The sequence below is a fragment of the Humibacillus xanthopallidus genome, from assembly GCF_044793955.1.
In the GTDB taxonomy this organism is placed as follows: domain Bacteria; phylum Actinomycetota; class Actinomycetes; order Actinomycetales; family Dermatophilaceae; genus Humibacillus; species Humibacillus xanthopallidus_C.
On record NZ_CP084995.1, the window covers coordinates 3147873 to 3166364 of the forward strand.

The window sequence follows — 18492 nt, forward strand, 5'->3', positions numbered from 1 at the left end:
ACGGTACCCCCGTGGGTATTTGGCACGCTGTGACCCACGAGACAGAAACGGTGTGACGGTGCAGACACCGGACGAGGGTTGTCGCTCCCTGCGCGTCGTCGGAATCGCCCGATCACAGTGCGATGGTGCCCCTGCTCCTCGATGCCGCCCGGTCACTGATCGCCTCGAAGCGCGTGGAGCGAGCCAACAACCCGTCGGAGCTCGCGGGTGCGCGCACGGTGGCCGACGCAGCGGTGCTGCTCGACGCCATGACGAGCGGCGCGGTCCGTGCCGACGCCGACGGCACGTCCGGCCTTCAGCCCGGCTCACGGGTGGGGGTGCTCCGCGCAGAGGTGGTGCGCGAGACCTCGCCCTTCGAGGACACGAGGGACAACGGCGCCATGCCCGACCGCGCGGCGACGGCGCTCGAGTCGCTCGGTGCGACCTGCATCGACGTCGAGGTGGCAGACCCCGCGACGGCCTCCGCCCTGGCCAAGGACATGCTCCGGGTGGTGCTCGGCGGGCTCTCCCACGAGACGATGCCGGCGGTGGGCGCCGCGGGCGGACCGACCTCGGTCCGAGAGCTGCAACGCCTCGGGCTGCGCGACCTCCGGCGGCACATCCCCCGCGGGCAGCGGTTCGTCGCCCTCGCCGCCGCTCGGGCTCCGGTCGAGCGGTCTGCCAGTCGGGGCCACGCTCATCGGAGGCCGGGGAGCGGACGCCGAGGTGCTGCGCTGGGCCGCCGCTCTCGAGGCCGCGACCCGGTCCCGCGTCACCCCGTCGCCCTGACCCCACCGAGCCCGACGGGCCACGGAGTGGGCGTGAGGGCCGGCGTCAGCCGCGCAGCCAGCGAGCGAAGAGGCGCGTGACGAAGGGAAGGAAGAGGTAGGTCATCCACGGCGTCGCGAGGAGCGTGGAGACCAGGACGCGCAGGACGACCGGCCAGTCGCCGCCCACCGGGGCGAGCAGGTAGGCCAGGGCGAGGCTCGTGGGGAAGAAGGCCATCCAGATGACCGTGGCCTGCTTCCACCGCGGCGGCGCCGGAGCGGTCACACGGGTCGCCTGCGCCGCGTCGTGCACCGTGAGCGTCTCCGGCTCGTCGAACCAGCCCTCGATGCCGGTGCGGTACTCGGTGCGGCGGTTCTCGACGAGGTCGGCGGCCGACCGCAGCCAGCGCATCCGCTCGCTCGAGCGCTCCCAGGCGTCGAGGTGTGCGCGGGAGTCGAAGCGGTAGAGCATGCGCCAGTCCTCGTCGCCGGAGCGCACCCAGCCGGCCCCGAGGAAGCCGTCGAAGCGCTCGGCCATCGAGGTGCCGGCGTGCACCCAGGCCTGCATGAGCAGCTCGTCGGCAGGGCGCACCCGTCGCGTGATCGAGACGGTCAGCGGGCCATCCGTCGGCGCCGTGACGTTGTCGGTGGAGGTGACCATCGGGGCTCCCAGGAGTCAAAGTGCTTGGGACGCAACGATGCCGGCCGCCCACAGGGGGCGACCGGCATACGTCGTCGTGATGCGCGGGTTTGCGCTACGAGAGGTGCGTGAGGGGTGACCTCACTGGCCGACGCGGAAGCGCGCGAAGGACTTCGCCGTGGCGCCGCCCTCCTCGAGCACCTTGGCGACGGTCTTCTTGGGCTCCTTGGCGAACGGCTGCTCGAGCAGGACGTTCTCCTTGAAGTAGCCGTTGACGCGACCCTCGACGATGCGCGGGAGAGCAGCCTCGGGCTTGCCCTCCTCCTTCGCCGTGGCCTCGGCGACGCGACGCTCGTTCTCGACCGTCTCGGCCGGGACCTCCTCGCGGGTCAGGACCGTGGGGCTGAACGCGGCGATGTGCATCGCGACGTCGCGGCCCACGGACTCCTCGCCCTCGAGCGCGACGATGACGCCGATCTGCGCGGGCAGGTCGGGGCTCGTCTTGTGGAGGTAGGAGACGACCGTGTCGCCCTCGAGGCGAGCCACGCGGCGCACCTCGATCTTCTCGCCGATGGTGGCGTTGGCCTCGTCGAGCAGCTCCTTGACGGTCTTGCCGTCATCGAGCGTGCTCGCCAGGAGCGAGTCGGCGTCGGTGGCCTTGGAGGCCACGGCCTGCGCCAGCACCTGGTCGGCGAGGGCAATGAACTTCTCGCCCTTGGCGACGAAGTCCGTCTCGCAGTTGACCTCGACGAGGGTGCCGACGCCGTCGCCGGCCTGGGCCGCCACGAGACCGTTGGAGGCCGAGCGTCCCTCACGCTTCGTGACGCCCTTGAGGCCCTTGACGCGAAGGATCTCGACGGCCTTGGCGCGGTCGCCGTCAGCCTCGTCGAGCGCCTTCTTGACGTCCATCATGCCGGCGCCGGTCTGCTCGCGCAGTGCCTTGATGTCAGCGGCGGTGTAGTTCGCCATGCTCTGTATCGCTCTTTTCGTCCGTGGGTGTATGACTCGAAAGGGACTGGCCGCGAAGGGCTCAGGCCTTCTCGGCGACCTCGGCCTCGGCGGCGGGAGCCTCGGTGGCCTCGGCGTCGGCCTCGGCGGCGGGGGCCTCGGTGGCCTCAGCCGCGGGAGCCTCGGCGGCAGGAGCCTCCGGAGCCTCGGCGGCGGGGGCCTCGGTGGCCTCCGCAGCAGGAGCCTCAGCGGCCGGGGCCTCCGTGGCAGCAGCGGCGTCGGCGTAGAGCTCGCGCTCCCACTCGGCCAGCGGCTCCTCGGCCTGGGCGTCGCCGCCCGACTTGCCCGACGAGCGCTGCATGAGACCGTCGGCGACGGCGTCGGCGATGACCCGCGTCAGAAGCGTGACGGAGCGGATCGCGTCGTCGTTGCCGGGGATCTTGTAGTCGACCTCGTCGGGGTCGCAGTTCGTGTCGAGGATCGCGATGACCGGCAGGCCGAGCTTGCGGGCCTCGTCGACGGCGAGGTGCTCCTTCTTCGTGTCGACGATCCAGACGGCCGAGGGGACCTTGGCCATCGTGCGGATGCCGCCGAGGGTGCGCTCGAGCTTGATCATCTCGCGCTTGAGGATGAGCAGCTCCTTCTTCGTGTAGCCGGAGCCGGCCACGTCGTCGAAGTTGAGCTCCTCGAGCTCCTTGAGGCGCGTGAGGCGCTTGGAGATCGTCTGGAAGTTGGTGAGCATGCCACCGAGCCAGCGGTGGTTGACGTAGGGCATTCCGACGCGCGTCGCCTGCTCGGCGATCGGCTCCTGGGCCTGCTTCTTCGTGCCGACGAAGAGGATGGTGCCGCCGTGGGCGACGGTCTCCTTGACGAACTCGTAGGCGTTGTTGATGTACGTCAGCGACTGCTGGAGGTCGATGATGTAGATGCCGTTGCGCTCGGTCATGATGAAGCGCTTCATCTTGGGGTTCCAGCGACGGGTCTGGTGCCCGAAGTGGACGCCGCTCTCGAGGAGCTGGCGCATGGTGACGACGGCCATGCCGTGTCCTCCTGGTGTAGTGGGGTTGTCAGTTGTCTGCGTGCGCGCGGCGGAGGTCGTCCGTGACGGACGAGCCCGACGGCATACGCCGCTCCTGGCGTCTCGACGCACCCCGCCCGCCCTCCGAGGAGGAGTGGGACTGCCGTGGTGCGACCCGGGTCTTGGCCCGGACGGAGACGCGCGAATTTCGGTCCGTGCAACGAGCACACGTGACCGCCCGCCATCTTACGACCTGCGTCGGGTTGTGGAGAAATCGAGCCGACCCACCACAATGACCCGCATGACGCACTGGGTGGAGACGGTCCCGGCGTTCGTCGTCCTCACCGTGGTGCTCTTCCTGCCCGGCTGGCTCGTCGTGCGCGCCCTGGGGTCGCGCGGGCTCGAGGCGCTGGCCGTGTCGCCGGCCGTGTCGGTGGGTCTCATCGCCGCTGCCGCCACGGTCGCCCAGCGGCTCGGGATCGGCTGGGGCCTGCTGACGCTCGCGGGCGTGACCGTGGTGTCGTTCGCCGTCGCGTGGGGCGTGGGGCGACTCGTCGGCCGCCTCCCCGAGCGCTGGGCGGGGCCCGAGGCCCCCGCCGTGTCGCCGACCCGTCGGCTGCTCGGCCGCCCCCGGCCCGACGTCGTGGGAGCGATCGCCCTGGGCGTGCTCATCGCCCTCGTGACGATCCTGCCGGCGATCGGACGCCCCGACGAGCTAGTAGACAGCCCCGACGCCGTCTACCACCTCAACCGGATCGCCCTCTTCCTCGACACCGGCAACTTCTCGATCGCCAACCCGACCTTCTACCCCAACGGCTTCCACGCGTGGATCGCGACGAGCCTGCTGCCCGGTGTCGCAGCGGCGCTGCCGGGCACCAACGTGGCGACCGTCGTGCTCGCCGCGGTCGTGTGGCCGGTCGGGTGCGTCGCCCTCGTGCGGCACGCGCTCGGCACCTCACGGCTCGTGACGTATGCCGGTGGGCTGGCCTCCGCGGCCTTCGTGTCGTTCCCGACGATCCTCCTCGGCTGGGGCGTCCTCTGGCCCAACCTGATGGCCACGGCGCTGACACCCGGGGCGCTGGCCCTCATGCTCCAGGCGGCGCGGTCGCGGCGGGTCGGCCAGTGGCTCGGGTTCGCCGCTGCGCTGCCCGGTCTCGCGCTGATCCAGCCCAACGCGCTCGTCGCCCTCGTCGTCTTTGCCCTCGTCTGGTTCGGCTCGGCCCGGGTGCGTGCGGGGCTGCTTGGCCACCTGGCGTGGTGGAAGGTGGCCCGCGACCTCGCCCTCGTCGCCCTGGCCGTCGTCGGCGGCCTGCTGGTCGCGCCCGTCGTGTCCGCGCGCCTGGCCTCCACCCAGTCCTACGAGTGGAAGGACCGCGTCTCGATCTGGACTGCCCTCGTCGAGGTCGTCGGTGGACGCCTCCAGATCCCGAGCGTGCTCTGGGGCCTGCTGCTGCTCATCGTGCTCGGCATCGGCTGGATCGTCCTGCGCGCCCGCGCTGCCCTGCCGGTCGTCGCGATGTGGCTGGCCTGCGTCGCGCTCTATGTCATGGCCGCCTCGTCGACGGAGTCCTGGACCGCGCTCATCACGGGCTACTGGTACAACGACAAGGTCCGGCTCGCTTCTCTCGCAGCCGTGCCCGGCGTCGTGCTCGTCGCTGCGGCCGCACCTGCCCTGCGCGCGCTGCTGTCCCGGCTGCCGCCGCTGCGCACCCGCCCGACGGTCGCGGCCGCCCTCGCCCTCGCGGTGCTGCCGCTGTCGACCGTCGTGCTCGACGCCGGTACTCGGAGCAGCCTGCTGTCGAGCTTCTTCCGGCCGGACGCACCGCAGAAGGTCATCCTCTCCTTCGAGGCGCAGGAGTCGCTGCGCGAGATCGCCGGCCTCATCCCCGAGGGTGAGGGCGTCGTGGGTCGCCCCGAGAACGGCAGCCCCCTGATGTTCGCCCTCTTCGGCACCAACACCCTCTACCGGTCGATCCCGATCCCGACGACCGGCGACGAGATCGTCATCGGCACGGGCTTCAACGACATCGTCAACCGGCCCGACGTGTGTGCTGCCCTCGCCCGGCACGACATTCGCTGGGCCATCGACTCCACGCACGTCTACTGGCTCGACCGGCCCGAGCGCTCCTCGGGCCTCACCGACCTCGACACCGTCGACGGGCTCCAGAAGGTCCGCACTGTCGGTGACTACACGCTCTACAGGATCACCGCCTGCGGCCTCGGATAGCCGCGCTCGCCCAGCGTCGGCGCGCCACCGTCCCCGTCCGCTTGCCTCCCGCGGTTGCCGGGTTTGCCCACTTCGCTCGGGTGAGGTCGGCACACTGGAGAGGTGGAGCCGGCCCCGCCCCCACCGAGCAGGCGCGCTCGCATGATTGACAGACTGCTGCAGGCCCGCGTGCGCACGACCGCGCTCGTGATCGCCGGCCTCATGCTCTTCGGAGCTGCGATCCTGATCGGGCTGCCGCCCCAATCAGCCCTGCCCACCGGCTTCGGCCGCATCATCGTCCTGCCCGTGCTACCGACCGCACAGGCTGCGCCGGACTACTCCGTGGCCGTCAGCTGGCACGCACGCCACACCCCCGAGCCTCGGGCGGCGCTCACGTGGGACACCTTCTGGACCGACCAGGGCGCATTCGACAGCACGGCCGGCCTGCCGATGTTCTTCGCCGTGGCGGACAGCGCCACCGCCGATGCACTGGTTCGTTGCTCGCGAGACACCGTCGCAAATCCTGGTTCGGCCAGCCCGATCCTGCAGGAAGTGCCGGCCCTCCCCTCAGCGGAGGCGTCACTGCTGGATGCGCTCGACCGCTACGAGTTCGGCACTACCCGTGGGGGCTATCGCTTCCTTCGTGTTGACGACCGCGAGACGGACTCGTACCCCTTTGTGAGCTGCGGCGTCGACGCATCATCCATCATCACCAAGGACGACATCGAGCTGCATCTGCAGGCTCCCAATCTCACGGTGCTCACCCCCACGACGGCCATCGCGGCGACCCGGGAGGACACGATTCGCCCATTCACCGTCCTCGGCGCTCTCCCTTCAGGCTGGTCCGCGCATGATGCGCGGGCGCTCACCGGCACGAGAACCGACTTCGAGATGGGCATCTACTGGGACGGCGCTGAGGTCGAGGGCCGACGCGGCGGCGAGGACCCGGGAGTCCGAATCCTCAGCGTCGGACCCGTGACGCTCGAGGCCTCCTCCTTGAACGCGTCCCGTCGCGCCGACCGGGCGCTCTTCTGGAGCGGTCTGCTCGTCGGCCTCGCGGGCAGCTGTCTGCTCATGCTCTTCGAGGGGCTGCCGTGGCGCCCTTCCGCGCGCGCATCGGAAGGTGCACCGGGCTCGGGAGGAGGGTGACGGCATACCGGCTCGGTAGGTTGGTGGTCATGAGCTCGCCGCTGATCTCGCGCATGCAGCCCTTCGGGACGACGATCTTCGCCGAGATGTCGGCCCTCGCGGCACGCACCGGCGCGATCAACCTCGGCCAGGGCTTCCCCGACACCGACGGCCCGCGCGAGATGCTGGAGGCGGCCAAGGCGGCGATCGACGGCGGGCGCAACCAGTACCCACCCGGCCCCGGCGTGCCCGAGCTGCTGGCGGCGATCGCCGCCCACCAGGAGCGCTTCTACGGGATCTCGCTCGACCCGGCGTCGCAGGTGCTCGTCACGGCCGGAGCGACGGAGGCGATCGCCTCCGTCGTCCTCGCGCTGTGCGAGCCCGGTGACGAGGTCGTCACCTTCGAGCCCTACTACGACTCGTATGCCGCCACGATCGCTCTTGCCGGAGCGACCCGCCGCACGTCGGTGCTGCGCTTCCCCGACTTCGCGGTCGACGAGGCGTCGCTGCGGGCGGCGTTCTCGTCGCGCACGCGTCTCGTCCTGCTCAACACGCCGCACAACCCGACGGGCAAGGTCTTCACCCGCGACGAGCTCGAGCTCGTCGCGTCGCTGGCGCGCGAGCACGACGCGTGGGTCGTCACCGACGAGGTCTACGAGCACCTCGTCTTCGACGGCGCCGAGCACGTCCCCGTGGCCACGCTGCCCGGCATGGCCGAGCGCACGATCACGATCAGCTCGGGCGGCAAGACGTTCTCGGCAACCGGGTGGAAGGTCGGCTGGCTGACCGGGCCGGCCGAGGCGGTGGCGGCCGCCCGCACCGTCAAGCAGTTCCTCACCTACGTCGCCTCGGGGCCGTTCCAGCCCGCCGTGGCCCTTGCGCTCGGCCTCGGTGATGAGGTGTATGCCGGCCTGCGCGACTCGCTCCAGGCGAAGCGAGACCTGCTGTGCTCGGCCCTAGAGCAGTGCGGTCTGCAGGTGTCGCGTCCGTCGGGCACCTACTTCGTCATCGCCGACGCGGCGCCGCTCGGGGCCGTCGACGGGCTCGAGTTCGCTCGGCGCCTGCCGTCGATCGCCGGTGTCGTCGGCGTGCCGGTGTCGGTGTTCCACGACGACGCAGACGCCGCACGCACCCTGATCCGCTTCGCCTTCTGCAAGCACGACGAGGTGCTGCTCGAGGCGAGCCGGCGCCTCGCCGCGGCAGCGACCTGACACCGGTTGTCCACACCCCCGTGCTGGCGGCCGGGTCGTCCACAGGTCGTGCGCGTGACGCCGGCGGGCCCGCCGCCAGGGCTGACGATGGGGCATGTCGTTCAGCTCCGCCGTGGTATCGATCGCGCTCGCTGTCAGCGCCGGGGTGGGCGCGATCGCTGGTCCTCCTGCTCAGTCGGCCACTGCTGCAGTCGAGTCCGGCTCGGCCGGGGCTGCTCGGTGGTCGTGGCCGCTAGAGCCGGTGCCCCAGGTGGCGCGGCGATTCGACCCGCCCGACCAGCCGTGGCTGCCCGGGCACCGCGGCGTCGACCTCGTCGGCACCGTCGGCCAGGTCGTGCGCTCCCCCACTGCCGGCACCGTGACGTATGCCGGCCGGTTGGCTGGGCGCGGCGTCGTCGTCGTGAGCCACGCCGACGGGCTGCGCAGCACCTTCGAGCCCGTGACGCCGTCACAACCCGTGGGCACCGCAGTGGCGCAGGGAGACCCGGTGGGCAGCATCGCTGCTGAGCCGGGTCACTGCGCCCCGGCGAGCTGCCTGCATTGGGGCGTGCTGCGCGGTCGCACCTACCTCGATCCGTTGGCCTTCGTCGGCCGCGCGCGCATCGTGCTGCTCCCGCTGCGCTGATGCGCGGGCTGGCCGGGCGACTGCGTCGCTGCGTGGACATGATCCGGCCGGCGCTGCGGGGCCGCAGCCATGACTTCCGGTGACGCCGGTCACTGCCGGCCACTGCCGGTGCGCCTCGCCCAGACCTGTCAGGCCCTCGGGTGGGCCTGCTCGTAGCTCGTGCGCAGGCGATCGACCGAGACATGCGTGTAGAGCTGGGTCGTCGCGAGGCTCGCATGGCCCAGCAGCTCTTGGACGATGCGCAGGTCGGCGCCCCCCTCGAGCAGGTGGGTCGCGGCGCTGTGGCGCAGGCCGTGCGGACCGAGATCGGGAGCATCGGGCAGGTGCGACAGCAGCTCGTGCACCGTCGAGCGCACCTGTCGCGCGTCGACCCTCCTGCCACGACGGCCCAGGAAGAGGGCCGGGCCGGAGGTCGCCGTGGCAAGTGTGCCGCGCGCGGAAAGCCAGCCCAACAGGCTGCGGCGGGCCGGCTCCCCGAAGGGCACGACGCGCTCCTTCGACCCCTTGCCCATCACCCGGACGACGCGCTGGTCGAGGTCGAGGTCATCGACGTCGAGCGCTGCGAGCTCGCCCACGCGGATGCCGCTGGCATAGAGCAGCTCGAGCATGGCCCTGTCTCGCACGTGGACCGGGTCTGCGTCGTCGGACCGCACGGCGGCGACGTCGAGCAGCTCGCCGGCTTCGGCCTGCTTGAGCACATCAGGCAGGGTCGAGTGCCGCTTGGGGGCGACGAGACGCAGCGACGGGTCGGTCGGGATCCGTCCGGTATGCGCGGCCCAACCGAGGAAGGTCCTGGCCGACGCCGCACGCCGGGCGATCGTCGACCGAGCGGCCCCCGCGTCGGCCTGCTCGCCCAACCAGGCACGCAGATCGGCGATGCGCATCTCGTCGAGATCCCTGATGCCGCGGCCCGACGCGAAGGTCAGCAGGTTGCGCACGTCGCCGAGGTAGGCCCGCCGGGTGTGCGGCGACCGACCGCGCTCGGCCCCGAGGTGGCGACCGTAGGCGTGCAGGAGCTCAGCGTGCCTCTCGAGCACGTTCTCCGGTTCAGACGCCACATCCGTCACTCCCGCACCATCGCAAACCTTCACCCCCACGGCAACCCCTCCGAAGGACGAGCCGCAGTCGGGTGCCCACTTCCCGACAGCCGCACCCACCCCGATCCGTCGCGCCACCCCTACCGCCGGCCGGCCCTGCTCCCGCAGCCCCAACGCCTGCGGCCGCTGAACGAAGGAGTACCTCCCCGAGATACCACCCATTGCCTGCCTCCACACGATTCGTGTTGCGCAGACGAGCTGAAGCCAAGCTGGTGCAAAGTGCCCACTCGACATGGCTCAACGTCGAGTGCTCAGTTTCGGCCGCGGAGAACTGGGCACTCGACGAGCACTCGGTCGAGTGGGCACTTCTCACCCACGTCGTCCGGCGGAAAGTGCCCACTCGACATGGCTCAACGTCGAGTGCTCAGTTTCGGCCGTGGGGAACTGGGCACTCGACCCAGCAGTCCGTCAAGTGGGCACTTCTCACCCACGTCGTCCGGTGGAAAGTGCCCACTCGACGTGGTGCGACCGGCCGCCAGCCGGTTGGGCGCTGAGCAGCTGCCGTGGAGCGAGGTCACCCGGCGCTGGTCGAGCGCACCGGGCGCTTGCGCCACCGCCCCTCGGACTCCACCACGAGGTCGGCACGCTCGAGGCGCCCCAGGGCTGCGCGGATACCGATCGCCGGCTGCGCGGTGGCCACGACGAGGCGGTCGAGATCGGCGCCGACCCGGAAGGGCACCGCCTCGAGCACTGCCGCGTCGAGGAGCGACAGCCCGTCCTCGGGCAGGACCGGCCCGTGGAGCGGCTCGCAGGCATCGGCCCCGATCTCGCCGACGAGGTCGATGATCTCCGCAACGGAGGTGACGAGGATCGCGCGCCCGTCGCGGATCTCCTGGTGACACCCCGACGAGGCCATCGACGTGATCGGACCCGGCACCGCCCCGACCGGACGCCCGGCGTCCGTCGCGTGCCCGACGGTGTTCCGTGAGCCCGACCTGAGGTCGGCCTCGACGACCACCGTGCCGCGGGTCATGCCCGCGATGAGCCGGTTGCGCGAGAGGAAGCGCGACCGCATGGGAGCGGAGCCAGGCGCCACCTCGGACACGACGAGCCCCTGCGCGGCGATGCGGTTGATCAGTGCGGAGTGCGCCGCAGGGTAGGGGCGTTCGACGCCGCCGGCTAGCACCGCCACGGTCGGGCCGTCGACGGCGAGGGCCCCGCGGTGGGCGCTCCCGTCGATGCCGAAGGCGGCTCCTGAGACGACGGTCCAGCCCCGCGTGGCCAGCCCGGCAGCGAGATCAGCGGCGATCTGCTCGCCGTAGGAGGTGGCCGTGCGAGACCCGACCACCGCGACCGAGCGGTCGACGGCCTCGCCGAGGTGAAGTGGTCCCCGCACCCACAGGCACCACGGTGGCAACGCGATGCCGTCCAACGGCTCGGGCCACTCCTCGTCGGAGGGCACGACGACGCGAGCGCCCACGGTGCCGGCGATGGCCAGGTCGCGCTCGCTGTCGAAAGTGGCCACCCGCGCGGCGAACCGGGCGAGCTTTCCCGCGCCCTCGTGGATACGATGCACCGTCTCCACGGCACCGAGGGACTCGACGAGGGCGTGCACCTCCTTGTCGCACGGCTCGGCCAGGCGGGACAGCGCCGCTCGCGCCCACCGGTCGTCGGGCCTCACGCCGCCACCCCCGGACGGTGCCGCAGCGAGAGGGCGAGGTCGACCTGCTCGCGCTCGGGTCGCTCCACCCGCGTCAGGTCGGCGATCGTCCAGGCCACACGCAGCGAGCGGTCGTAGCCGCGCAGGCTGAGGGAGCCCGTCTCGAGGGCGCGGTCGAGGGTGGCCGTGGCGTTCGGCGACAGACGCCACGGCGCTGACCGCAGCACCGACCCGGGCACGTCGGCGTTGACCGGGCTGCGAGCGCCGACCGCGGGTCCCCAGCGCTCGGCCTGGGCCAGCCGAGCCGCCATCACACGCGCTGCCACCGCAGCGCTGGACTCCCCCGGAGCCTGCCCGGCGAGGGAGAGACCAGGAGGCTGCACGTGGACCTGGAGGTCGACGCGGTCGAGCAGCGGGCCGCTCAGACGTCCGAAGTAGGTGCGCCGCATCAGCGGCGTGCACGTGCAGTCGAGGCCCTTGCCCCACCCGTGGCCGCACGGGCACGGGTTGGCGGCCATCACCAGCTGGAAGCGCGCGGGGAAGGTGACCGACTCCTGCGCACGAGCGATGGACACCGACCCCGTCTCGAGCGGTGTGCGCAACGACTGGAGCACCGCCTTGGAGAACTCAGGAGTCTCATCCAGTAACGGGGCGACAGACCCATAGGTGGATCGTGGAACGCGGGACTGGTGGCTCCAGCGCGGAGCAGGCGGAGGGGCGGCAGCAGCGGCGCTGCGCGAAGCGCCTGGGAGGCAAAATCAGTTGGTGCCGCCTGCGGGTCCGGCAGCTCAGAACGGCGAGAGAGCCGCCCCTGCATCCAGGAGGCGACACTAGATGGTCGGAGGGCGCATCTTCCGGCTCGTGATTGACACACGACCTTCTCAGAGCGCTCTCACGACCGCGGGAAAGGTGCTCGCCGCCGCGCGGGCACGGCGCGACTCTCTCCCCGTCCGCGAGGCGGCACAGGCAGCGTTCGTGCCGGGAGGCCCGAGCATCTTCGACCTGGAAGAGAAGATTCGCGGCCTCCGCCGCGGGTCGTGGCCTGATCCGTAACAGGACTCTGGCATGCCATGCGAAGACTGCAGAGAGGATGCCGGCCACGGGCCCGACAGTGGAGGGCAAACGCCAATTGCGCAGTGCATAGTTGTGCGTGAGGGCCATCACGATGCTGTAACGGTCCAGAATGTGAGACCCTGCACAAGTTTCTTCGACCCAGTTCGTGCGTAGACAGCGGGAAGTTCCACGGATGTAACTATCGCGTCCCAGTATTGGTTGCAACCGATACGAGGCAGGCTATCCTTGTCTCCGAAGCGGAGAAGGCCCTCGCCCGAGGGAGTTCTCCGGGTCAAGGGCCTTCGATGCGTTGGTCGCGCTCGACGACTCTACAGGCTGCGGTCCGCCAAGGGGCGGAACCCGGAGTCCGACCCGGATCTGATGCTTCAGACAAGGAGGGAGCCAACATGGCTCCTCGAGGTTCGAAGCCCGGCACGCCGGCTCCGACGTCCGGCCAGTACCGCCCGGTGGGTGGAGGCAACGAGGTCACGATGCCCCGAGGGCACCGACTTCCGCCGACTCCGAAGCCCGGAGGCCGCTGGGTGAACGTCGACCCGAGCAAGAACGGGTCTGGTCGCGGCTGATCCAGAGAAGGGCGGGCAACTTTCGTGGTTGCCCGCCCTTCGTTATGTACCTTTAGACCCTGACACAACGGGGGTGGTAACCAGGTGGCGAAGCGTAAGCCGCCGCGCGGTGAACCAATGCCCCCTGCCTCTACGCCGGCACGCCAAGCGGCGCCCAAGGTACTGCCGCCGTACGCTGGTTGGATCTACTGGACCGCCTCGGATGGGGGTGCGCAACCGGCGAAGAAGGCCAAGGAGAAGTTGCCCGTGACCGCCAGGGCGGGGCTCGATGACATCATGACCCGCTTCCGGTTCCGGAAGGACATGCCGAAGGAACACAAGTACCTCGCCAGCGGGATCCACGAGCTGCGGTACCGCGAGCGGAACAACGAGTACCGGCTGCTGTTCGCAGTCTGGGGCAACTTCCTCGTCGCGCTCGACGCGTTCTACAAGGACACCGAGAAGACTGACTTCGGCCAGGCGGCCAAGCGGTGGGCGGCTTGGCAGGCGCGGAACGGCAAGCAGCCGCCTCCGTAGGTGTATCTACAGGGTTCCCTGTAGACACTGGAAGGATCATGACTAGTATCGGTCACGACCGATACCCAGGTTCGGTACTCCACCGACGCAAAGAGGGGACCCCTGTGGGCGTGCGTTTTGTCGACGAGCTCGAGGCCGAGATCGCAGAGTCGATGAAGTCCTTCGAGTATCGAGAGGCTCGTGAAGACCTCGACGCTCGGAACGACCTGATCGCGCGGCTGGTGCGACTCCGCGTCGAGTCTGGCTTGACCCAGAAGGAGGTCGCCCAGCGCATGGGCGTGAAGCAGCCGATGGTGTCCGGGTTCGAAAACGGTGGTGCAGACCCCCGACTGTCCACCTTGCAGCGGTACGCGCGTGCTGTGTGCGCACGCCTCGTCACGGACCTGGACATGCCGCCCGTGACGGCATGGAAGCCGCGAAATCATGTCGACTTCCTCTATGTCACGGATGAGGTGCGCGTGGAGGTAGAAGTCAAGGGCAGCCCCGTCTCAGCGCGGGATGCGGTCGCTTGGAGTGCGGCTCGGTCCCGCAGAGAGGACTTCGGTCTCGCTTCATGAGCGATCTCGTTATTCCGTGGAGTCGCTGGGAGGCCTCTGGCCGAGTTGGCGCGCGCGCGCAGGTGCAGGACGTGCGGCTGTATAGCCTCAAGACTCAACTCAAGGAGTTTGGTGCGGACCCTCCCTACACGGTTGACCTGGAGGTCGATGCGACGGCGCAGCGTGACGACGATGCGAACTTCTTCGTGATCAGCGCTGAGTACACCTTGAAGACAAACGCATACGGGGAGGAACAGGACGCGCACGACGACGCTGTCGAGGCGGAGATCGAAGTCGCCGAAGTGAGCTTCACGCTGCTGGCTCTCTATGGCTTGGGTGAGCCCGCCGATGACGACGAACCCTTGTCTACGGATGAACTCGAGGCATACGCGGAGTCGGTTGGCGTGATGACTTTGCATCCCTACGCCAGAGAGTTGATCCAAGACCAGACCACGCGACTCGGTCTCCCGGGCCTCACGATCGGAGTAGCGAAGATCGTCCGTTGATCAAGTTAGCCCTGCAGGGCCGTTGGGTGCGCGGCATGCCCGCAACCGCACGAACTGGGGGATGTGGTGTGCATGCTCAGGTTGTCGCGGCCTTGCATGGCGCTGATCGGGCCGTCTTGGGAGGAGACCCCCGGGTTCTTGGCGTCCATCTCATCTTCGAACCTCAAGACAGGCGAGAGGGCATGTCGCGTACGGTCCCCGGCGATCGAGGCCGTGCCTAGCGCGGCGTGATGACGATTCGAGGGGCACCCGGGCCATGGGGCCTGAGAATCGTTACATGCGCGACGAGGCTGCGCAGCAACTCCCTGCGTTCGGGCACCGGCAGGGTGTCCCACTCCTCGATGAGTCCCACCGCAATGGGAGCGATAGGAACTTCGAGGTTCGACCGTTCATGATCGATCATCGTGAGGCGCCTACTTAGCGCCTGCTGCTCCCCGATCAGCGAGTCCCGCAGGCGATCGTATGCGTCGTCTGGGACCTTCCCCTCGGCCCACCCTCGCGTCGCCTTGTCAAGCTGAGCCGCGACCCTGCTCGCCTGCTGTGCAAGCCTGTCTCGCTCGTTGTCGAGGCCTGGCCCCAGATCGGCCCGCCGCTCGTGGATCCGCGCAGCAGAATCCACATCTGTGGCGACCTCGCGAAGCCACAAGAGAACCTCAGCTTCGGCCCGCATCCTGGTGATGCTCACGCAACGGCATCCGCGCGTGGAGTGCCAGACGGAGCAGACATAGGCATAGCCAGCCTTCTTCCCGAGCCGAGATGAGTGCATGGGACGTTCGCAGTCGCCACACCGAATCAGTCCCGAAAGAACGTACTTGGGCGCGGAACTCGCCGGAGCCTGCCCACGACGACGCCGCCTCCCAGCCAGGTACGCCTCCCACAAGTCAGGGCTCACAACCGCTTCGTGTGCGCCAGGAACGTACTGGGCGACAGTTCCCCGCCCCTTGACCAGTTGGCCCGCTCCGAAACCCGAGTCCATGACCCTAGTGACGCGATCGCGCGACCACATGCCACCTGCCAACGTACGCGACCCAGCGCCGTTGAGCCGTTGTGCGATCCCCGAGAAGCCCACGCCCGCCACGTACCACGAGTACATGTCGATGAGCAGCTGCGAGGTGTCAGCGTCAGGAACGTACACTCCCGCGACGCGCTCATATCCGAAACGGTCGCCGCCGCGGGACGGCTTCCCCTCGATCAACCGTCGCTCGTGCACCTCCCGCCATACGTCACCGATGCGATCCGATTCAAAGGCAGCCAGTTCAACCAGCATCCCGCGAGTGAAACGGCCCACGCTGGTTGCCGAGTCGAAGTCCTCAGTCGCGGACTCGAGGCGACCGCCGCCGACCTCTACACGGTCGTTGTTGACGTACCAGTCGCGCCGGTTACGTCCGAACCGACTGACCTTCCAGACCACGATGACTTCCGCTTCACCCGACTCGATCTTCGAGATGGTCCTCTGCACTTCAGTCCGCGCGAAGTTCCGTCCCGTGGCGTCCAAGTCCTGCCTGATCTCGAGCAGCCGGTAGCCGGCCCTCCGGCAGTGAGCTTCGATCGCGGCCGCCTGAAGCTCGGGGCTGATCTTCTCCTCGCGGTAGGTGGAGACGCGGACGTAGCCGACCGCTCGAGGCGGCGTGTCGGAAGAGGAGAGGGCAGGGGCGAGGGGCGGAACGGCTGACATGGAGGCACCGTAGGGCTCGGTGGTGACTAACGTCTTGGGTGCTGGTGATCCGCAGCGCGTTCTCCTGTCACCCGTGGCGGCGCTCGCAGCCGCGAACGAGCCGGTCCCGTCGCGCAGGCCCGGCGTCCTCATCCGTGCGCACCCCTCACCACCGGAGAGAGGCTGGGGAGGGAGAGTGGGCAGAGGTAGCCCCCTGTCAAGGGGAACTACCTGCTTGCTCTCAATTACCACCGTCGGTCGGCGGGTCGGTCGATGAGGCGATCAGTAGCTCTGCAGTATGGGGATTATCCACGGGACAGACACGGCCGGGCTCCCCCAGTTCACTCGCATCCTGCCAGGGGGTCCACGGGCTCCAGCGTTGGCTCCGCATCCGGGTCTGCCCCGGATCCCCGCTCGGGCATGCCTTTACCGGGGTCGTTCTCGTGGTCGAGATACCAGTGGCTTCGGTCGCCCTGTCGGACCGCCCCTTTGCTTAGAGGGTCGGGGCCCCTCGTGGCCTCTCTACGGCGAGGCTTGCTACGCCGACGCCCGTCGCGTCGGAGATGCTATGAAGTTGTGCCGCGTGAGTGCCATCCCCGCGGGGTGAATGCCTGTTAGGCGGCGACACTCACCGCCGCGCACTCTGTGGAGGCTGTGGCTCTTACGTCGCGGGCTCAGCCTTGCCTCGGGCCGATCGCGGCCCGCCGGGCCCGGGCTTACGCATGCGGGACGGCGGCGCTGTGAGGTAGATCACATCCCTTGTGGTCACGGGCGACTGTCGCGTTCGCAGTCCGCACGGTCAGGCGAGACACGACACAAGGGCTGCTGCCGGTGTCCACTTACCGCATGTGCATCGGCATTTCGGAGGGGCACCCCTCCAAACAGCGCCAAGAATCCGACCCCGGTGGTTGCGGTTCGTGTGGCCTGCAGCCTCTGCCCGCGCCCGCAGTGGGTCCGGATTCCAACTTCACGACTGCATTCGACTGTCGGCGCCCGATCCAGGAGTGGGAAGTCCCGTATCTCAAGGCCCTCGGTCAGGAGTTACGCGCCCTGCGGCTCGAGGCGGGGATCACTCAGGAAGCGTTGGCGGTGAGTACCGGTCTGTCCTCTCGCTCATTACGCAGACTGGAGCGCGGGGAGCGCCGCACCCGATACACCACCCTCGCGAGGCTCTCGGTGCGGTTGAGCCACTCCTCGAGCCCGGAGCGCGCGCGAGACCTCCTCGACCGTTTGCTCACAATTGCTGGGCCTGCCTTGGCGCCGGAGAGCCAGTACGCGGAGAGGCTCGATATGCGGCGCGAGCGGCGAGCGCGCCGTCAGCGGGACCGGTGGGTGAGCCTCCACCGTGTGGAGATCGGGCCGTCCATGGGGGGATACGGGTTTGAGCGGCACACCCGGAGCCAGCGCCCAGGCGCAGGCCGAGTAGCAACCAAGACCTACGAGGTACTGCGAGGACCGGACGGCTACAGGTCGAAGTGGACGGTGGCTGACCAGTTCTCGACGACCTCCGTACCACCAAACGACCGTTTGCTGGTACAACTTCTATATGACGCATGGCGGTCGTAAGCAGGCTTCAGCGGTTCAGCGCCAGGCTGTGCGTGACGTAGCACTGGCTTATATCCGTGTCAGTACCAGCGAGCAGGCTGAACTTGGCGCGGGTCTGGAGGCTCAAAGGGCTGCGATTCAAAGCGAGTGCGATCGGCGCGGCTGGCAAATCGCTCGATGGGTGGCCGATGAGGGCGTCAGCGGCGCGACGGAGCCTGACTCAAGGCTGGGGCTTGGTTCAGCTCTCGAGTCCTTGCGTGGCGGCGAGGCAGGGCTCCTCGTGGCCGCTAAAGTCGACCGCTTGTCGAGATCGCTCCTGGCGTTCGCTGGCCTCCTAGAGCGCAGTCGACGCGAGCGCTGGGCTTTGGTCGCGTTGGACTTGGCGGTGGACACCTCGACCCCCTCAGGTGAGTTCATGGCACACGTCCTCGGCTCCGCGGCTCAGTACGAGAGGCGGATCATTGGCCAACGAACTCGGGATGCCTTGGCGGCGCGCAAAGCCTCGGGCGTCCGTTTAGGCAGGAGATCGTCACTGCCCGTAGAGGTGCGAACGCGCCTCGTCACTGAGCGAAGCCTGGGCGTCCCGTGGCGACAAATCGTGGAGCGGCTGAATGCAGAAGGAGTACCTACTGGCCAAGGAGGAGGCCGATGGCACCTCTCCAGCGCGCAAGCGGCTTACCGTTCCGCTATTCACGACGGGATCGGCCCCGCCTAACCTCTGTGCGCATGCTCAAGCCGCGGGTCGTAACGGGTCAGAGGGCCTCCGCAACGCAGCGCCCGCCAGCGGCCGCCGACGCCTTCGAGCCGCTGCGATGGTCGGGTTGGCAGGAGGAGGTCGCGGAGCTCGGGTGGTCGGGCCATCGGAAAGGTTCGAAGCTC

Annotated in this window: 17 protein-coding genes; 10 read left to right on the forward strand and 7 right to left on the reverse strand. The window is 69.2% G+C overall.

Annotation, left to right across the window (positions count from 1 at the left end; genetic code table 11):
• Nucleotides 1–125 precede the first annotated feature (125 nt).
• On the forward strand, nt 126–848 hold the full coding sequence (locus LG278_RS14050; protein WP_404387801.1) for a hypothetical protein: 723 nt from the start codon (nt 126–128) through the stop codon (nt 846–848).
• Here LG278_RS14050 and LG278_RS14055 read toward each other — a convergent pair.
• The 3 genes from LG278_RS14055 to rpsB all read right to left on the reverse strand — a co-directional run bounded on the left by LG278_RS14055 (nt 814) and on the right by rpsB (nt 3373).
• Nucleotides 814–1407, reverse strand: a complete 594-nt coding sequence (locus LG278_RS14055; protein WP_404387803.1) for an antibiotic biosynthesis monooxygenase — start codon at nt 1405–1407, stop codon at nt 814–816. The two genes, LG278_RS14050 and LG278_RS14055, sit on opposite strands and share 35 nt — an antisense overlap.
• Before the next feature lie 120 nt (nt 1408–1527).
• On the reverse strand, nt 1528–2355 hold the full coding sequence (tsf, locus tag LG278_RS14060; protein ID WP_404387805.1) for a translation elongation factor Ts: 828 nt from the start codon (nt 2353–2355) through the stop codon (nt 1528–1530).
• A gap of 61 nt (nt 2356–2416) precedes the next feature.
• On the reverse strand, nt 2417–3373 hold the full coding sequence (rpsB, locus tag LG278_RS14065) for a 30S ribosomal protein S2 (RefSeq protein WP_404387807.1): 957 nt from the start codon (nt 3371–3373) through the stop codon (nt 2417–2419).
• Between the two features lie 280 nt (nt 3374–3653).
• Here rpsB and LG278_RS14070 point away from each other — a divergent pair, with 280 nt between their 5' ends.
• The 4 genes from LG278_RS14070 to LG278_RS14085 all read left to right on the forward strand — a co-directional run bounded on the left by LG278_RS14070 (nt 3654) and on the right by LG278_RS14085 (nt 8522).
• Entirely contained in the window at nt 3654–5579 is a 1926-nt protein-coding gene (locus tag LG278_RS14070) for a DUF6541 family protein (protein ID WP_404387809.1), read from the forward strand.
• Between the two features lie 186 nt (nt 5580–5765).
• The gene (locus tag LG278_RS14075) at nt 5766–6707 is read left to right on the forward strand and encodes a hypothetical protein (RefSeq protein WP_404387811.1); all 942 of its coding nucleotides are present in this window, start codon (nt 5766–5768) and stop codon (nt 6705–6707) included.
• A gap of 29 nt (nt 6708–6736) precedes the next feature.
• Nucleotides 6737–7897 (forward strand): pyridoxal phosphate-dependent aminotransferase, encoded by a 1161-nt coding sequence (locus tag LG278_RS14080; protein ID WP_404387813.1) that lies wholly within the window; start codon nt 6737–6739, stop codon nt 7895–7897.
• Between the two features lie 94 nt (nt 7898–7991).
• Complete coding sequence (locus LG278_RS14085; protein ID WP_404387815.1) at nt 7992–8522, forward strand: murein hydrolase activator EnvC family protein; 531 nt, start codon at nt 7992–7994, stop codon at nt 8520–8522.
• Between the two features lie 128 nt (nt 8523–8650).
• Here LG278_RS14085 and LG278_RS14090 read toward each other — a convergent pair whose 3' ends face one another.
• The 3 genes from LG278_RS14090 to LG278_RS14100 form a co-directional block, all read right to left on the reverse strand.
• Nucleotides 8651–9559 carry a tyrosine recombinase XerC gene (locus LG278_RS14090; protein ID WP_404387817.1) on the reverse strand — a complete coding sequence of 303 codons (909 nt, stop codon included), beginning with the start codon at nt 9557–9559 and terminating at the stop codon, nt 8651–8653.
• A 574-nt stretch (nt 9560–10133) separates the two neighbouring features.
• Entirely contained in the window at nt 10134–11240 is a 1107-nt protein-coding gene (dprA, locus tag LG278_RS14095; RefSeq protein ID WP_404387819.1) for a DNA-processing protein DprA, read from the reverse strand.
• Nucleotides 11237–11833, reverse strand: coding sequence for an ATP-binding protein (locus LG278_RS14100; RefSeq protein ID WP_404387821.1), 597 nt, complete (start codon nt 11831–11833; stop codon nt 11237–11239). Before LG278_RS14100 ends, dprA begins: the two co-directional genes overlap by 4 nt.
• Nucleotides 11834–13102: 1269 nt before the next feature.
• Here LG278_RS14100 and LG278_RS14105 point away from each other — a divergent pair.
• The 3 genes from LG278_RS14105 (at nt 13103) to LG278_RS14115 (ending at nt 14414) form a co-directional block, all read left to right on the forward strand.
• Nucleotides 13103–13372 (forward strand): type II toxin-antitoxin system RelE/ParE family toxin, encoded by a 270-nt coding sequence (locus LG278_RS14105; protein WP_404387823.1) that lies wholly within the window; start codon nt 13103–13105, stop codon nt 13370–13372.
• Nucleotides 13373–13482: 110 nt separating this feature from the next.
• Nucleotides 13483–13929 (forward strand): helix-turn-helix domain-containing protein, encoded by a 447-nt coding sequence (locus tag LG278_RS14110; RefSeq protein ID WP_404387825.1) that lies wholly within the window; start codon nt 13483–13485, stop codon nt 13927–13929.
• On the forward strand, nt 13926–14414 hold the full coding sequence (locus tag LG278_RS14115) for a hypothetical protein (RefSeq protein ID WP_404387827.1): 489 nt from the start codon (nt 13926–13928) through the stop codon (nt 14412–14414). The genes LG278_RS14110 and LG278_RS14115 overlap by 4 nt, the downstream gene beginning before the upstream one ends.
• A gap of 217 nt (nt 14415–14631) precedes the next feature.
• Here the strand turns inward: LG278_RS14115 and LG278_RS14120 are convergent, their stop codons facing one another.
• Nucleotides 14632–16089, reverse strand: coding sequence for a recombinase family protein (locus LG278_RS14120; RefSeq protein WP_404387829.1), 1458 nt, complete (start codon nt 16087–16089; stop codon nt 14632–14634).
• 825 nt (nt 16090–16914) lie between these two features.
• On the opposite strand from LG278_RS14120, the gene LG278_RS14125 reads away from it, so the two are divergent.
• Nucleotides 16915–17634 (forward strand): helix-turn-helix domain-containing protein, encoded by a 720-nt coding sequence (locus LG278_RS14125; protein ID WP_404387831.1) that lies wholly within the window; start codon nt 16915–16917, stop codon nt 17632–17634.
• Entirely contained in the window at nt 17615–18328 is a 714-nt protein-coding gene (locus LG278_RS14130) for a recombinase family protein (protein ID WP_404387833.1), read from the forward strand. Before LG278_RS14125 ends, LG278_RS14130 begins: the two co-directional genes overlap by 20 nt.
• Nucleotides 18329–18492: the final 164 nt, after the last annotated feature.

Excerpts from the sequence above, each read along its gene's own strand:
- LG278_RS14055 (WP_404387803.1), bottom strand. The coding sequence starts at position 1,407 with ATGGTCACCTCCACCGACAACGTCACGGCGCCGACGGATGGCCCGCTG.
- tsf (WP_404387805.1), bottom strand. The coding sequence starts at position 2,355 with ATGGCGAACTACACCGCCGCTGACATCAAGGCACTGCGCGAGCAGACC.
- rpsB (WP_404387807.1), bottom strand. The coding sequence starts at position 3,373 with ATGGCCGTCGTCACCATGCGCCAGCTCCTCGAGAGCGGCGTCCACTTC.
- LG278_RS14070 (WP_404387809.1), top strand. The coding sequence starts at position 3,654 with ATGACGCACTGGGTGGAGACGGTCCCGGCGTTCGTCGTCCTCACCGTG.
- LG278_RS14080 (WP_404387813.1), top strand. The coding sequence starts at position 6,737 with ATGAGCTCGCCGCTGATCTCGCGCATGCAGCCCTTCGGGACGACGATC.
- LG278_RS14085 (WP_404387815.1), top strand. The coding sequence starts at position 7,992 with ATGTCGTTCAGCTCCGCCGTGGTATCGATCGCGCTCGCTGTCAGCGCC.
- LG278_RS14115 (WP_404387827.1), top strand. The coding sequence starts at position 13,926 with ATGAGCGATCTCGTTATTCCGTGGAGTCGCTGGGAGGCCTCTGGCCGA.
- LG278_RS14120 (WP_404387829.1), bottom strand. The coding sequence starts at position 16,089 with ATGTCAGCCGTTCCGCCCCTCGCCCCTGCCCTCTCCTCTTCCGACACG.
- LG278_RS14125 (WP_404387831.1), top strand. The coding sequence starts at position 16,915 with ATGTGCATCGGCATTTCGGAGGGGCACCCCTCCAAACAGCGCCAAGAA.
- LG278_RS14130 (WP_404387833.1), top strand. The coding sequence starts at position 17,615 with ATGACGCATGGCGGTCGTAAGCAGGCTTCAGCGGTTCAGCGCCAGGCT.